The following is a 15,196-nucleotide window of genomic DNA, read 5'->3' as shown; positions in this document are numbered from 1 at the left end:
AATCATGTTTTCAGGTTTTATACTTTCGGCCCGAACAGGTTGTCGGCGGCTTTGCGACCGGCTTCCTTGCGTTCGATCTCGCTCCTGATTCGGCCGATTTCCTGCTCCAGCAGCGCGATGCGCTGGCGCAATTCGTCGGCCGAGATCGCTGACAGCTCAGCGCCGATCTCGTGGTTTGTCTTGACCTGGCGTGGTTCGTCTTCGCGGTTCATGCGCGCACCTCTTCACCCGATTGCTGTTCCTGGCCGTCCTGATCGCGCAAAGGTGTGGCGCGTGGATCCAACGACAGGCTTTCGGCGGTGCCCATGGGCGAGGCGCTGATCGGCAGGTTCGGCATGTTCTCACGGTCGGCGGCCGGGATTGCTGCCCGCAGGCGACTGCGGTAGATCGCGTAGGCGGATAGCGTCAGATGTGCGAATGCGGTGACGGCAAACAGCGCATAGGGACCGAGCCAGGTCATTACCGGACCACCGAGGGTTGGCCCGATGATGGTGCCAATACCAAACAGCAGCAACAGGCCGCCGGACACTTTGACGAATTCGTCGGCGCCGGCGAAGTCGTTCGCATGGGCGACGGCAATCGGATAGAGCGCGTTGGCGGCTGCCCCATAGATCGCGACAAACAGGATCATCATGCCGGGATCGGTCGGACGGAAGATCAGCAGGATCAGGGCGGCCAGCGCGGCCAGCAGCGAAAGGGCCGCCAGCACGTAGCGGCGATCGATACGGTCGGAGAGCTTGCCGGCCGGAAACTGCATCAAGGCGCCGAGGAAGATGGTCACGGACAGCATGATGGCGATGGTGCCGGCATCAAGCCCCGCACGGGTGCCGAAGACCGCGCCGAGCGTGCCATAGGCGCCATTGGCAATGCCGATGAGCAGGATGCCGATGAAGGAGACGGGTGAATTGCGGTAGAGGTTCGGTAGGTCGATCTTGACCGATTTCAGCGGCTGCGGGCTTGCCGCCGTCGACATGGTCGTCGGCATGATGGCGAAGCAATAGACAATGCCGCAGATCATGAACAGGATGGTGGTCTCGGGGTCGAAGACGCCGACCAGCATCTGGCCCCCGACCACGCCGAGCAGCGTGATCGAGATGTAGAGCGAGAAGATCATGCCCCGGCTCTCGTTCGTGGCGCGCTCGTTCAGCCAGCTTTCGACGATCATCGAGGTGCCGGCGGTGCAAAAGCCGGTGATGGCGCGCAGCAGAACCCACCAATGTGCATCGACTATGATGCCGGTCAACAGCGCGATGACGGCAATCAGCGACACGAAAGTGGAGAAGGCGCGGACATGGCCAACGCGCATGACGAGTTTCGGGGCGGCGAAACAGCCGATGACAAAACCGGTTGCCCAAGACGTGCCGAGCAGGCCGAGCACTTCGTTGGAATAGCCCTCGACGGCGCCGCGGACGGGCAGAAGCAGACCGTGCAATCCGTTTCCAAGGAAGAGGAAGAGCGTGCCCAGAAGGAGGGCCGCAACCGGCAAAAGATTTCGTCTCATGGCAATGTCTTGTCGATTGGGGTTGGCAGGGCTTCCGAGCGGAGCGCGAACTACAACGTCACAGTAAATGCATGTTCCTACCGTTGTCTGAATGGAACCGCAGCTTGCAGAATTTCTTTCTGGAAGGCAAAAGTGACGGCGTTGTGGCCGCATGTGTCGGCCGCCTGGGAAGAATGATGACCAAAGCCATCTCCGCCTTTTTGATCCTTGCGATGCTCATCCAGGTGATCAAACCGCTCGGCCTGCCGGGTTTGCGCCGGCGTGGCGATTTCTGGAAGCTTGCGGTGGTCGCCTTCGTGATCTGGTCGATCACGCTTCTGGCGCGGGACCTGACCTGATCAGAGACGGATCGTGCCGCGCATCACTTCGACAGAGGCGCCCGAGACGGTGACGTCTAAAAAGCGACCGTGCGTGACATTGACCTGAAGCTGGATCAGGCTACGGCGCCCCATCTCGACACCCTGTTCGACGAGAAGCGGCCGGCTTTGCGGATCGGGCACGAGCGTCGTCAGGAACGCACCGAGTGCTGCCGACGCGCTGCCGGTCGCCGGATCTTCGGCGACGTTGTCCAGCGGGGCAAACATGCGGGCACGAACGTGGTTTTCGCCGACCCAGGTATAGAGGAAGGTGGCGCAGTCGCAGTGTTCGTCGGCATAGGTTTGGCACAGAGCCTTGATCGGCTCTATGCGCGAGGCGGCGCGGGCGAGGGCGGCGAGGTTTGCCACTTCGACCAGGATGAATTTCAGGCCGACCGAAGCGAATGCCGGCAGATGTCGGGTTGTTTCGATGTCGGCTGGTGCAAGCCCAATGCAGAGTGCCACGTCATCGGCCGGGATGCTGGCGCCGACCGTCAGCGGGCCGGGCGCGCGGATGGTCGTCGAAGCGACCGAGCCGTCGCCTGTGCGTTGAACGGAGACCGCGACGAGGCCGGCCTTTTCCTCGAAGATCAGCTGGTCGGACAGGGCCTGTCCGAAGACTTCACTCATGCCGGCCAGGACGAAAGCCGTTCCGACGTTAGGGTGGCCGGCAAAGGGAACTTCCGTCACCGGTGTGAAGATTCGGATTTCCGCGCTGTTGGCCGGGTCTTTCGGCGGCAGGACGAAGGTCGTTTCGGAATAGCCGAACTCAGTGGCGATCTTCTGCATGTCCGCGTCGCTCAATCCCCTTGCATCGGTGATGACGGCCAGCGGATTGCCGGAGAAGCGCTCGCTGGTGAAGACATCGACGGTGACGAAGGGGATTTCGCGCATGGGTTTTCCGGCCTTGGCTGGATCTTCGGGTTTCAGTTCGTCTGCCAGGCCGCGACCGGGAAGACACGGTCATAGGTCCAGTTGAAGACGAAGGCATAGACCATGTAGAACAGGGCAAAGGCGACGTCCATCACCAGTGCCTGCCAAAGGCTGATGCCGAGATACCAGGCGATGAAGGGCATCAGCACCAGCAGAAGCCCTGCCTCGAAGGCAACGGCATGCAGAACCCGGACGACAAGCGTTTTCTGCGTCGTGCCGACAAAGCGCTGCATCAGGTGATCGAAGCCGATATTATAGAGATAGTTCCAGAGCGTCGCGATGGTGGCGCTGCCAATGCCGACGACGCCGATATCGGAAACCGGCATCGCGAAGGCGAGCGCGCCGAGCGGGATGATGAGAGCAAGGCCGATCAGTTCGAAGCTGATGGCGTGGCGGATACGGTCTCTAGTGGTACGCATGGGAAACTCCCGGAGATGATAGCCGGGTCGTCCCGCAGTCGTGCCCATGGTGGGGAGGTCGTCCTCGATATCTTATATAGGGCGAGGGGGCGGCGGCGGCAAGGGTGCGTGGGTCACCGCGCCGATGCTTCTCCGCATCTGGTGTCGCCGTTACCACACCGGGGCGCGCCAGGTGCCATGCGCACGATACAGGCGAGCATGCTGTTTTCGGTTCTTGCACGATGGAAAAAGGCCCGGCGCGAAGCCGGGCCCTGAGCCGGACAGTTGATGTCAGATCTTGCTCGTGCTCGCGGCGTAGATCTGATCGATCGTATCGGCAATGCTGGCGTTGAATTCGGCATCGCTCATCGAGACGCGCAGCTTTTCCGTCAATGCGCGCGAGAAGCTCGCGATCATGTCGTGGTTGTGGCTGAGCTTTTCACAGGCGTCCGCCGTGCTGTAGCCGCCGGACAGGGCGACGACGCGGGCGACAGACTTATGAGCGGCCAGCGGTGCGTAGAAATCGGCAACCGTGGGGATCGTCACCTTCAGCATGACGGTTTCTCCGGCCGGGAGCTTGTCGAGGTGGTTGGCGATCTCGTCACGCAAAATGGCTTCGGCTTCCGCCTTGGTCGGGCTCTTGATCGACACCTCCGGCTCGACGATCGGGATGAGGCCCTGGCCGATGATCTGGCGGGCCACTTCGAACTGCTGCTTCACGACGGCCGCGATGCCCGCCTTGTCGGCATTGGCGATCACCGAGCGCATCTTGGTGCCGAAGATCCCCTTTTCGCGACCGCGGATCAGAAGTGTGTCGAGATCCGGCATCGCCTTCATGAGCTGGACGCCGTTTTCCTCGTCAAGCAGACCTTTGTCGATCTTGAGGAATGGCACCACGCCTCGCATTTCCCAGAGATAGGTCGGAACAGAATGACTCTCAGCTTCGCCGTCCATGGTCCGCTCGAACAGGATGGCGCCGATGATCTTGTCACCGGTGAAGGCAGGCGCGCGCATGATGCGGACGCGCATCGCGTGCATCAGGCGAAACATCTCCTCGTCGCCGTGGTAGTCGGTTTCGGAGATGCCGTAGAGGCTCAACGCTTTGGGTGTCGAACCGCCGCTCTGGTCAAGCGCCGCAATGAAACCCGGCGCCGAGCGGATCTTGTTCAACATCTTTGCGTCCACCATATCTTACTCCTATCCCTGGACATGGCGCCTAGCGCGCTCACGTATGTTCACTGTTTTACGATCAAGCAGCAATGGCTGCCGATCAGATTCCGGATCGGTTTCTTTGAAACCTTCAGGTGTTTCCAGTCTTGGAAAACCAAGCTGGTACCGGCGATAACAGAACTTCCATGGTGGGAAAATGGCGGCCTAAACTATTGAAACGATTGAAATCATTTCAATCGGTTTAAAATTCAAAGTTTTTTAAAAGATCGGTCGGCGCGCCATTTGTTCCGTGGCGCGCCGGCGATTTTTGCGTTTATTTCGAAGCCGTCAGAACGGCAACGCCCGGCAGTTCCTTGCCTTCCATCCACTCAAGGAAGGCGCCTCCGGCGGTGGAGACATAGGAAAAGTCATCGGCGACGCCAGCATGGTTCAACGCCGAGACGGTGTCGCCACCGCCGGCCACGGAAACGAGCTTGCCGGCTTTAGTCCGTTCAGCAGCATGTCTGGCTGCCGAAACAGTCGCGGTGTCGAAGGGGGCGATCTCAAAGGCACCGAGCGGGCCGTTCCAGACCAGGGTTGCAGCCTTGGAGATCCAAGCATTGATCGCCTCGACCGATTTCGGGCCGACATCCAGCATCATCGCGTCAGCGGGGATGGCGGCGATGTCGACGGTCTCGTTTGCGGCATTGGCCTTGAATTCGCGGGCAACAACGCCGTCGACCGGCAGGACGATGGCGCAGCCGGCCGCCTTGGCGGTTTCCATGATCGCGCGGGCGGTTTCGGCAAGATCATGCTCGCAGAGCGACTTGCCGACGTCGATGCCCTGGGCGGCGATAAAGGTATTGGCCATGCCGCCGCCGATGACCAGCGCATCGACCTTGGTCACAAGGTTGGAGAGCAGGTCGATCTTGGTCGAGACCTTGGCGCCGCCGACAATGGCGACTACAGGCCGGGTCGGCTGGCCGAGACCCTTTTCCAGTGCTTCAAGTTCCGCCTGCATGGTGCGGCCGGCATAGGCTGGCAAATGATGCGCGAGACCTTCGGTCGAAGCATGGGCGCGGTGGGCGGCGGAAAAGGCGTCGTTCACGTAGATGTCGCCGTTCTTGGCGAGTTCGGCGGTGAAGCCTGCCTCGTTTTTCTCTTCACCCTTGTGGAAGCGGGTGTTTTCCAGAAGCAGGATGTCGCCGTTGGCCATCTTGGCGATGGCAGCGGTTGCTGCTTCACCAATGCAGTCGGCAGCAAAAGCAACGTGCTGGTCGAGAACCTGCTCGACGGAGGGAGCGATCAGCGACAGCGACTGGTCGGCGACCGGTTCACCCTTCGGCCGGCCGAAATGGGCCAGCAGGATGACCTTGGCGCCCTTTTCCGACAGTTCCTTGATGGTGGGAGCAACGCGCTCGATGCGCGTCGTGTCCGAGACCTTGCCGTTCGTGACGGGCACATTGAGGTCGACGCGGACAAGCACGCGCTTGCCTGCGATATCGGTGAGGTCGTCGAGTGTCTTGAAAGCCGGCATGGAAAATACCCGTCGTTTTTACGGTTGAACTGGGTCCATACCAATCATCATCGGTATGTCGGGCCGGACCTTACACCGCCGGGAGAGTGACGCAAGGCGATCAAAAGACTATTTTTCCACCGGGCTTGCGGCTGCGCGAGCGGCGCGCTTGCGCCGCAGATAGTCGCGCAGTGCATGGGCCAGTTCCCGGATATTCAGGAAGATCGGCAGCGTCGTGGCCGGGGCAACGGGCTCCATCGACACGCCGACGGATGCAATATGGCCCAGTTCGTCGATGTCACGCACGATCAGCACGATGGTACCGAGGCGGACCCGATCGGCATATTCGCCGCGCCCGCCCAGCCGTTGGATGATCAGTTCGGCCACGGTCTTGCCGCGCTCCGCATCGCTGACGGAGAGGGGGCCATAGGCCTCGTCGAGGTTCTGCACAAGCGTCGCCGGTGCTATCGCGAAAGTGCCGAAGAATTCGCCATCGTCTTCTGCCACGGGGGCAGCGGAGGCAAAAAGGCGGTCAAGCAGCTTGGCATAGGCCGGCACGACGAAGAGATAGACATTGTCGTTCTCCTTCAGGCGCCCGGCATACTGGTAGCGCATCGACTTGCCGTCACGGATCACCAGCGACGGCATGGCCCAGCGTGGAATGCGTTCGCCGCGCAGGATCGGGCTGCCGGGAACGACGCGATAGGCGAGAAGTTCGTGATTGGCAGAACCGGGCAGGTCGAGTTCGACCTTGTCGATGGCGCCGATACGCGGCGGGATGATCAGGCCAAGCTTCTTGGCGACCGGCTTGATCGTCCAGCCCTGCACCACCAGCGAGATCATCACGACGATGAAGGCGGTGTTGAAATAGGTATGGCTGTTTTCGAGATTGCCGATCACGGGCACGATGCCAAGCAGTATCGATACCGCACCGCGCAGGCCGATCCAGGCGATGAAGCCGGTTTCGCGCTGGGTGAAGTCGTAGGGAAGCAGACATAGCCAGACGGCGAGCGGTCTGGCGATGAAGACCAGAAACAGGCCGAGCACGACGGCCGGCAGCAGGATGTCGAGGAATTGCGAGGGTGTGGCAAGCAGGCCCAGCACGAGGAACATGATGATCTGGGCGAGCCAGGTCATGCCATCCTGAAAGCGGCTGATCGAACTCGTCGCCGGCAGTTTGCGCGAACCGGCGTAGATGCCAGCGACATAGACGGCAAGAAAACCACTGCCGCCAACGGTCCCGGTAAACGCGAAGATCATCAGGGCGAGCGCCAGAAGGAAGATAGGCGCCAGGCCGCGTTCGACCTGCATGCGCTTGAGCACGAAGACGATCACCGCGCCGCCGACAAGGCCGATGAAGAGGCCGAGCCCCATCTGTTCGAGAAAATGCAGCAGCAGTTCCAGGTCGAGCCCGGCATAACCGGCGCCACTGGCGATCAGTTCGACCAGCGCGATGGTCAGAAAAATTGCCATGGGATCGTTGGTGCCGGATTCGACCTCCAGCGTGGAGCGGACCTTGTCGCGGATATTGATGCCGCCGATGCGCAGCAGAAAGAAAACGGCGGCGGCATCTGTCGAGGCGAGAATGGCGCCGAGCAACAGGCCTTCGAGATAGGTGAGATCGAGAAGCAGATGGGCGGCCAGTCCGAACAGGACCGTGGTGACAAGCACGCCGATCGTCGCGAGCATCAATGCCGGCGACGCCGACAGCCTGAAGGATTGCAGCGATGTGCCATAGCCGGAATCGAAGAGGATGATGGCGAGAGCGACCGAGCCGATGACATAGGCGAGCGGAAAATTGGAAAACTGGATGCCGAGCCCATCGGTGCCGGCACCGAGGCCGATCAACAGGAAGAGAAGGAGCAGCGGTGCGCCGAAGCGAAAGGCGATCAGGCTCGAAAACGCAGCCAGAAGAACAAGCGCTGTCGCCACCAAGATGACCGCATAAAATTCGTCCAAACTCTTGCCCTCTTGCCGACCATCTCGCCATCAGCCGCCAAGTGTCCTGCGCCATGCCACGGCTGTCAAACCGGAGCAGGCTGGCATCGCTCCGTCCGGGACGGAATGAGATGTTTTTCAAGAACAACAGACGTGCCGAACGGCAAGAAGACGGTAGTCAGGAAATCATGATGAGAGTAGGGCGATCTTCAAAAAAGACATGGAAAATAACGCCTTATTTCGGCGCATGGAGTGGACAATCAACACGGTGGCCTCGCACCCGTCCCAAAGTCACAATGGTCGAATGTCCAGGTCGATGAACGTGCGGCGCACGGCGGCCTCGGACAGGGGTTTGGTGAGGAATCTGGAGCCGGGTGCAAGCAAATCGGTGTCCGGATGATAACGTCCCGATATCACGACGATCCGGCATCCCGGCCATTGCCCGTGCACATGCTTTGCCAGCGCCAGTCCGTTCATCGAGCCAGGCATATCGATATCGGTCAGCAGTGCTGCAATGCCATCGGTGTTGTGAAGGACGGACAGCGCCTCGTCGGCATTGGCCGCCTCCACGACGTCGAAACCAGCATCGACAAGCATGTCGACCAGATCCAGTCGGATCAGGCCGTCATCCTCGACCACCAGTAAGCGTGTCTTCTGTGCCTGTGCCACGATCAATGCTCTTGCTGGAAACCGGCCAGCTCGGCCGATAGAATCAGGTTGAAGCCCTCGGGGGCGTAGATCAGTTGTACGTTGCAATCGGCGGTGCCGGCGAGGCCTGCCTTGATCAGGCGTGTCCCGCTGCTTTCGGTCTCCGGCGGCTTCACCCGAGGGCCACCGCTCTCCTTCCAGGTCAGTTCGAAACGATCCTTGTGCGGACCCGCTATACCCCAGACCAGTTCGACCCTGCCTTGGGGAACCGACAAAGCGCCATGTTTCAGGGCATTGGTGGCGAGTTCGTGCAGAATGAGGGAGAGCGAAAGAGAGGAGCGCGAGCCGATCTTGAGATTGGGGCCGGCTGTCGAGATGTGCGGTTCGTTCGGATCGCTATGCAGGGAGATCATCTGGTCAACGAGGTCTCTCACCTTTGACGAGCCGCTGCCGCCCTTGATGATCGCGTCATGCGCGTAACTCAGGACGCCGATGCGGTCTGCCAGCGTCCGTCGCGCCGTCGGCATGTCCGGTGCGGTGCGCAGTGTCTGCGATGCGATCGCCTGGACCATTGCAAGCTGGTTCTTCAGGCGATGACCCAGTTCATGGGAGAGCAGTTCGCGATGCTTTTCCTCGGCGCGCATTTGCGTGACGTCGCGTGCCTGGACAAGAATGCCGCCGATGCGGCCATCCGGATCGCGCATCGGCTGATAGGCGAGGTCGATGATGCGGTTCTGCTTTTCGCCATCCGGTCCCCTGTTCAGTTCGATCGGCACGTCTCTTGCCACATAGGGTGTTCCTGTGCGGTAAACGCCGTCCAGAATGTCGATATAACCTTGCCGCACGACCTCCGATACGGCATCCGCTACGGTCTTGCCGATGATGTCACGGTCGCCGATCATGGCGTAATATTGTTCGTTGGCATAGTCGAAGACATGGTTCTCGCCCGACAGCATCGCAATGCCGCCCTGGCTGAGCTCGAAGACCTGCATGAAGCGTTCGCGCATCGTCTGCTGTTCGCGACGCATGAAGACTTCGGCGGTGATTTCCGAACAGGCGCAAAACATGCCCAGTACCGTTCCCCATGGATCGCGTACGGGCGTGTAGGAAAACGAGAAATGCGTCTCCTCGGGATAACCCTTGCGGTGCATGGTGAACTGGATGTCGTCCATCGACGTGCCCTGTCCGGCATAGGCGGCGGAAATGATCGGGTTTACCTGGTCCCAGATGTCGAACCAGAGTTCCTTGAACGGATGGCCAAACGCAGCGGGATGACGATTGCCGCACATCTGCGCATAGCCGTCATTGTAGAGCGTTGTCTGATCCGGGCCCCAGACGATCAGCATGGGCTGCAAGGATCCGAGCATCACGCTTGTCAAAGTGCGCAGTTCCGAAGGCCACTGTTCATATGGACCGAGTGACGTCTTGTCCCAATCGAAGCTGCGGAACAGATGCCCGCATTCCCCACCGCCCAAAATCATTCACAACCTATCAAGAGAGATCGGAGCTGTCGGCTCCCGAGCATCGATTGCAAGAAACGCGAATCGGCGGAAAAGGTTCCACGGATGTGGGATTTATTTGCGGCCCGGTTTCATCCTCTGCCAAGACGGAAAAGGCGGACTGTTTCCAGCCCGCCTTTGTCATTCCGGTTCAGATCTTTTCGGGATCAGATGGTCTTGGCGAATGCCACTGCCGTGTCCGACATGCGGTTCGAGAAGCCCCATTCGTTGTCGTACCAGGTGAGGATGCGGACGAAGTTGCCTTCGAGCACCTTGGTCTGGTCGAGGGCGAAGATCGACGAATGGCTGTCGTGGTTGAAATCGCGCGACACCAGCGGCTCATCGGTGTAGCCGAGGATGCCCTTCAGCGCGCCGTTCGAGGCGGCGATGATGGCGTCGTTGACTTCCTGAACCGAGGTCGTCTTCTTGGCGACGAACTTGAAATCGACGACCGAGACATTCGGGGTCGGCACGCGGATCGAGGTGCCGTCGAGCTTGCCCTTCAGTTCCGGCAGCACAAGGCCGACGGCCTTGGCAGCACCGGTCGAGGTCGGGATCATCGAGAGCGCGGCCGCGCGGGCGCGGTAGAGATCCTTGTGCATCGTGTCGAGCGTCGGCTGATCGCCCGTGTAGGAGTGGATCGTGGTCATGAAGCCATGATCGATGCCGATCGCTTCATTGAGGACCTTGACCACCGGCACCAGGCAGTTGGTGGTGCAGGATGCGTTGGAGATGACCAGGTGATCCTTGGTCAGCTTGTCGTGATTGACGCCGAAGACGACGGTCAGGTCAGCACCATCGGCCGGTGCCGAAACGATGACGCGCTTTGCGCCAGCCTGGAGATGAAGAGCGGCCTTGTCACGCGTGGCGAAGATGCCTGTGCATTCCATGGCGATATCGACGCCCATTTCGCCATGCGGCAGGGTTGCCGGATCCTTGATTGCAGTCACCTTGATCGGCTTGCCGCCGCCGACGATGATGGTGTCGCCGACAACCTTGACCTCGGCCGGGAACTTGCCGTGGATCGAGTCGTAGCGCAGCAGGTGCGCATTGGTCTCGACCGGGCCGAGATCGTTGATGGCCACGACTTCGATGTCGGTGCGGCCCGATTCGACGATGGCGCGGAGAACGTTACGTCCGATACGGCCGAAGCCGTTGATGGCAACTTTCACAGTCATTGGTGGACTCCCGATTGGATAACAAAAATCAGATTGGGCAGGAAAGGGCGCCTCTCGGCGCCCTTGCGCAAAATGCGTCAGGCGAGCTTGGCTTCCGCTGCGGAAACGACTGCTTCTGCGGTGATGCCGAAATGCTTGTAGAGATCCTTGGCCGGGCCGGAGGCGCCGAATGACTTCATGCCGACAAAGGCGCCGTCATTGCCGATGAACGCGTCCCAGCCCTGGCGGATGCCGGCTTCGACCGCGATCTTGACCGGAGCCTTGCCGATGATCGCCTTCTGGTAGTCGGCCGACTGTTCGAAAAACAGCTCGAAGCAGGGAACCGAGACGACGCGGGCGGAGATGCCCTTGGCGGCCAGCTGCTGCTGCGCCTTGATGGCGATTTCGACTTCCGAACCCGAAGCGAAGATCGACACCTTGGCGTCGCTGGCCGAGATCAGCTCATAGGCGCCGTAGGCCGAGAGGTTCTTTTCTTCGTATTCGGTACGGGCCGGGATCAGGTTCTGGCGGGTAAGCGCCAGGCCCGATGGACGGTGCTTTTCCTTCAGCGCGATCTGCCAGCATTCTGCCGTTTCGGTCTCGTCGGCCGGACGGAAGAGCAGCAGGTTCGGAATGGCGCGCAAGGCTGCGAAATGCTCGACCGGCTGGTGGGTCGGGCCGTCTTCGCCGACGCCGATGGAATCATGTGTCCAGACATGCACGACGCGGATGCCCATGAGGGCGGCGAGACGCACCGACGGACGGCAATAGTCCGAGAAGATCAGGAAGCCGCCGGAATAGGGGATCAGGCCGCCATGCAGCGCAATCCCGTTCATGGCGGCGGCTGTCGCATGTTCGCGAATGCCCCAGTGCATGTAACGGCCGGAGAAGTCGGTCGGGGTGATCGACGTCATTTGGCTGGTCTTGGTGTTGTTCGACGGCGTCAGGTCGGCAGACCCCCCCAGCGTTTCCGGCAACAGGCCGTTGATCACTTCCAGCGCGTCTTCCGATGCCTTGCGGGTGGCAACGGTCGGGTTGTTGGCGGCGATCTTCTTCTTGAAGGTGTCGATCGTGGTGTCGAAGCTGCCTGGCAGCTCGCCGGCGAAGCGGCGGTTGAACTCGGCGCGCGTTTCGGCGTCCGAACCGGCGAGGCGCTCTTCCCATTCCTTGCGGGCCTTGGTCGAACGCAGGCCGGCGAGACGCCAGGTGTCGAGCACGTCGGCCGGAACGACGAAGGCTTCGGATTCCCAGTTCAGCGACTTGCGGGCAGCAGCGATTTCCTCGGCACCGAGCGGCGAGCCGTGGACCTTGTGGGTGCCCTGCTTGTTCGGTGCGCCGAAGCCGATGATCGTCCGGCAGGCGATGAAGGTCGGACGGTCCGACTTGTGTGCTGCTTCGATTGCGGTTGCGATGGCGTCCTGGTCGTGACCGTCGATCTCGATCGTGTTCCAGTGCGCCGACTTCAGGCGGGCGATCTGGTCGGTCGAGTCCGACAGCGAGACGGCGCCGTCGATGGTGATCTTGTTGTCGTCCCAGAAGACGACGAGCTTGTTGAGCTTCAGATGGCCGGCCAGCGCGATGGCTTCCTGGCTGATGCCTTCCATCAGGCAGCCGTCACCGACCAGCGCATAGGTAAAGTGGCTCTGCAACTCGGAGCCGAATTCTTCAGCGAGCTTGCGCTCGGCAATCGCCATGCCGACAGCATTGGCAATGCCCTGGCCGAGCGGACCCGTGGTCGTCTCGATGCCGGAGGCGTGACCGTATTCCGGGTGGCCGGCGGTCTTGGAGCCGAGCTGGCGGAACTGCTTGATGTCCTCGATCGTCATGTCCTCGTATCCGGTTAGATAGAGGAGCGAATAGAGCAACATCGAGCCATGGCCGGCAGACAGAACGAAGCGATCGCGATCCGGCCAGAGCGGGTTCTTCGGATCGAACTTCAGAAAGCGGCTGAAGAGGACGGTGGCGATATCGGCGGCGCCCATCGGCAGGCCGGGATGGCCGGAGTTGGCCTTTTCCACTGCATCCATGGCAAGGAAACGGATCGCATTCGCCATCCGCTGATGTTTTTCGGGAGAAATCATGGCTGTTCCGCTTGTTCCGGGGCTGCAAGAAACGGGCGCTAATGGCGGTCCGTCTGAACGGGGCTGATCCTTATCAGGTGCACCGCGCAAGTCAACAAATGCACCGGCTTCTGGCCTTTTATCAGGCAAGAAAACATGGTTTTGCCTGTTTCGTGTGCGCTGCACTGTCTTGCGTGGTGGACGGGCACAAGAATGCGATCGTCCACAGAATTGGCGGCTTACAGGCGGTGCGGCTTTATTGACGCGTGGCAATCGCGAGGCTTAGTGTTCGCCAGCAAACAACCGGGTTTTCTCGGCCGATTCGGGCCGCCGGGGATAAGAAACGAAGGCAGGGGCGAAGGAATGCCGACGGGAAATTCGGTCGATGCTGCGCTCGGGGCGCTTCGTCAGGCAATCGCCGGACTGGAGAGCGCTGTCGATGGTCGCATCGAGGCGCAGCGCGAAAACAGTGAAGTCGAGGGCGAGGTGCGTCGCGTGCATGCCGATCGTTCGCGACTGGCGCAGGAACTCGATCAGTCGGAGTTTCGGGCGAACCGCCTGGAGGAAGTCAATCGCGAGGTGTCGCGGCGGCTGGTAACGGCCATGGAAACGATCCGTGCCGTGCTGGACAATTGACCGGTTGTCGCATCTTTGAAATTTTGAGCTTTTGCTTGTGAGCGCTTTGCGCAGTGCGTTGAGAGAGTTGGACGGCCAATGGCCCAGGTGACAGTAACGATCGACGGTAAAGCCTATCGCATGGCTTGCGAAGAAGGCCAGGAAGGCCATCTGACCGAGCTTGCTGACCAGTTCGATCGCTATGTCAGCCACTTGAAGGGTCAATTCGGCGAAATCGGCGACCTGCGGATCACGGTCATGGCCGGGATCATGGTGATGGACGAGTTGGCCGAGCTCAAGCGCCGAATGTTTGCGATGGAGGGTGAGCTTGCCAGCCTGCGCGAAGGCCGCGACAGCGCCGTCACGGGCGCGAGTCACCGCGAGGAGCAGGTCGTGTCTGCGCTTGGCGAACTGACCGACCGGCTGAATGGCATTACCCGCAAGCTGAACGGTCGTCCGGCCGTTGCGGCACGCCAGGGTAGCTGAAAAAGCCACGGATCGGCGAAAAACGCGATTGTGTCCCGTTTCGCCTCTGGCGCACAGCGGTCATTGCGCCTATATCTCTGTTGCGGTCTGCGCCTCTCGACAGGACACACAATCCCTGGGGCCATACTCGATCCAAAGGGAGCTGTCCCTGGCCGGGCCCGTGGGCTCGGACATATGGCGCCCACCTACGTTTGTAGGCACCCAGGATCGTAAACATCCAACGGTTGCCGCGGATCGCACTTTTCTTTTCCCCGGAAATCTCAACCATGTATCAGCCGCCGCATTTCCGTGAGGATCGTCTCGATGTGATGCAGGATCTGATCCGCGCACAGCCGCTCGGACTGCTGATTTCAGCCGGTGCCGATGGTATCCTCGCCAATCCCATTCCCTTTCAGATCGATGCGACGCGGGGTGAAAAGGGCGTGCTTCAGGCGCATCTTTCCCGGGGCAATCCGCAATGGCGCACTCTGGCTGAGGGCGCAGAGGCACTTGTCGTGTTTCAGGGCGCGCAGAGCTATGTGACGCCGTCCTGGTACGAGACCAAGCGACAGACCGGCAAGGTGGTGCCGACCTGGAACTATGCGATTGTCCAGGTGCGTGGACCTGTCACCGTGCTTGACGATGAGGCATGGCTGCACCGCCAGATCCGCGCATTGACCGAAAAACACGAAAGTGATCGTGCCGCACCCTGGGCTGTCGAGGATGCGCCGGACGATTTTCTGAAGGCACAGATCAGAGGCATTGTCGGGCTGGAAATCGAAATCACTACGATGGACGGCAAATGGAAGGTCAGCCAAAACCGGCCTGAAGCCGACCGTACCGGCGTGGCTCAGGGGCTTGCTGCCGAGGCTACTTCATCGGCCGATGACATGGCGGCTCTGGTGCGAAGCTACGGCGGCCTTGAATAGAGCACCGTCATCTGCCGCGTTAACTCGCCGCT

General features: G+C 60.7%; 16 protein-coding genes and 1 other RNA gene. 6 read left to right on the top strand and 11 right to left on the bottom strand.

Features of this window, described 5'->3' with window-relative positions; translation table 11 throughout:
- Window positions 1–17: 17 nt before the first annotated feature.
- Window positions 18–212 (bottom strand): DUF1192 domain-containing protein, encoded by a 195-nt coding sequence (locus LQ231_RS16945; protein ID WP_113142118.1) that lies wholly within the window; start codon window positions 210–212, stop codon window positions 18–20.
- Window positions 209–1,501 carry an MFS transporter gene (locus tag LQ231_RS16940; protein WP_230172373.1) on the bottom strand — a complete coding sequence of 431 codons (1,293 nt, stop codon included), beginning with the start codon at window positions 1,499–1,501 and terminating at the stop codon, window positions 209–211. The genes LQ231_RS16945 and LQ231_RS16940 overlap by 4 nt, the downstream gene beginning before the upstream one ends.
- A gap of 104 nt (window positions 1,502–1,605) precedes the next feature.
- Here LQ231_RS16940 and LQ231_RS16935 point away from each other — a divergent pair, with 104 nt between their 5' ends.
- On the top strand, window positions 1,606–1,839 hold the full coding sequence (locus tag LQ231_RS16935; RefSeq protein WP_230173440.1) for a hypothetical protein: 234 nt from the start codon (window positions 1,606–1,608) through the stop codon (window positions 1,837–1,839).
- Here LQ231_RS16935 and LQ231_RS16930 read toward each other — a convergent pair whose 3' ends face one another.
- From LQ231_RS16930 to tkt, 9 genes are all read right to left on the bottom strand, one after another.
- Window positions 1,840–2,751, bottom strand: coding sequence for a PhzF family phenazine biosynthesis protein (locus tag LQ231_RS16930; RefSeq protein ID WP_230172371.1), 912 nt, complete (start codon window positions 2,749–2,751; stop codon window positions 1,840–1,842). It abuts the gene before it with no gap.
- Window positions 2,752–2,783: 32 nt separating this feature from the next.
- Complete coding sequence (locus LQ231_RS16925; protein WP_230172370.1) at window positions 2,784–3,209, bottom strand: PACE efflux transporter; 426 nt, start codon at window positions 3,207–3,209, stop codon at window positions 2,784–2,786.
- Window positions 3,210–3,479: 270 nt separating this feature from the next.
- Window positions 3,480–4,376, bottom strand: coding sequence for a fructose bisphosphate aldolase (locus LQ231_RS16920; RefSeq protein WP_230172351.1), 897 nt, complete (start codon window positions 4,374–4,376; stop codon window positions 3,480–3,482).
- A 295-nt stretch (window positions 4,377–4,671) separates the two neighbouring features.
- Complete coding sequence (locus LQ231_RS16915) at window positions 4,672–5,874, bottom strand: phosphoglycerate kinase (protein ID WP_230172349.1); 1,203 nt, start codon at window positions 5,872–5,874, stop codon at window positions 4,672–4,674.
- Window positions 5,875–5,982: 108 nt separating this feature from the next.
- A complete protein-coding gene (locus LQ231_RS16910) occupies window positions 5,983–7,812 on the bottom strand; it encodes a potassium/proton antiporter (protein WP_230172347.1) in 1,830 nt (609 codons plus the stop codon).
- A 270-nt stretch (window positions 7,813–8,082) separates the two neighbouring features.
- Window positions 8,083–8,460, bottom strand: a complete 378-nt coding sequence (locus LQ231_RS16905; protein WP_230172345.1) for a response regulator — start codon at window positions 8,458–8,460, stop codon at window positions 8,083–8,085.
- A gap of 2 nt (window positions 8,461–8,462) precedes the next feature.
- Complete coding sequence (locus LQ231_RS16900; RefSeq protein WP_230172343.1) at window positions 8,463–9,785, bottom strand: PAS domain-containing protein; 1,323 nt, start codon at window positions 9,783–9,785, stop codon at window positions 8,463–8,465.
- A 320-nt stretch (window positions 9,786–10,105) separates the two neighbouring features.
- Entirely contained in the window at window positions 10,106–11,116 is a 1,011-nt protein-coding gene (gap, locus tag LQ231_RS16895; protein WP_113142109.1) for a type I glyceraldehyde-3-phosphate dehydrogenase, read from the bottom strand.
- Between the two features lie 77 nt (window positions 11,117–11,193).
- Window positions 11,194–13,176, bottom strand: a complete 1,983-nt coding sequence (gene tkt, locus LQ231_RS16890) for a transketolase (RefSeq protein ID WP_230172341.1) — start codon at window positions 13,174–13,176, stop codon at window positions 11,194–11,196.
- 41 nt (window positions 13,177–13,217) lie between these two features.
- On the opposite strand from tkt, the gene LQ231_RS16885 reads away from it, so the two are divergent.
- The 5 genes from LQ231_RS16885 (at window position 13,218) to LQ231_RS16865 (ending at window position 15,164) form a co-directional block, all read left to right on the top strand.
- Window positions 13,218–13,418 (top strand): hypothetical protein, encoded by a 201-nt coding sequence (locus LQ231_RS16885; RefSeq protein ID WP_162742661.1) that lies wholly within the window; start codon window positions 13,218–13,220, stop codon window positions 13,416–13,418.
- A gap of 100 nt (window positions 13,419–13,518) precedes the next feature.
- Window positions 13,519–13,791: a DUF4164 domain-containing protein gene (locus LQ231_RS16880; protein ID WP_007608697.1), complete on the top strand. Its 273-nt coding sequence runs from the start codon at window positions 13,519–13,521 to the stop codon at window positions 13,789–13,791.
- A 78-nt stretch (window positions 13,792–13,869) separates the two neighbouring features.
- Window positions 13,870–14,256: a cell division protein ZapA gene (locus LQ231_RS16875; protein ID WP_230172340.1), complete on the top strand. Its 387-nt coding sequence runs from the start codon at window positions 13,870–13,872 to the stop codon at window positions 14,254–14,256.
- 81 nt (window positions 14,257–14,337) lie between these two features.
- A non-coding RNA gene (gene ssrS / locus LQ231_RS16870) (6S RNA) lies at window positions 14,338–14,496 on the top strand.
- A 26-nt stretch (window positions 14,497–14,522) separates the two neighbouring features.
- A complete protein-coding gene (locus LQ231_RS16865; RefSeq protein WP_230172339.1) occupies window positions 14,523–15,164 on the top strand; it encodes an FMN-binding negative transcriptional regulator in 642 nt (213 codons plus the stop codon).
- Window positions 15,165–15,196: the final 32 nt, after the last annotated feature.

It is taken from the genome of Rhizobium sp. CECT 9324 (assembly GCF_918741265.1).
Lineage (GTDB): Bacteria > Pseudomonadota > Alphaproteobacteria > Rhizobiales > Rhizobiaceae > Allorhizobium.
This window is presented reverse-complemented; position numbering and strand designations above follow the sequence as displayed.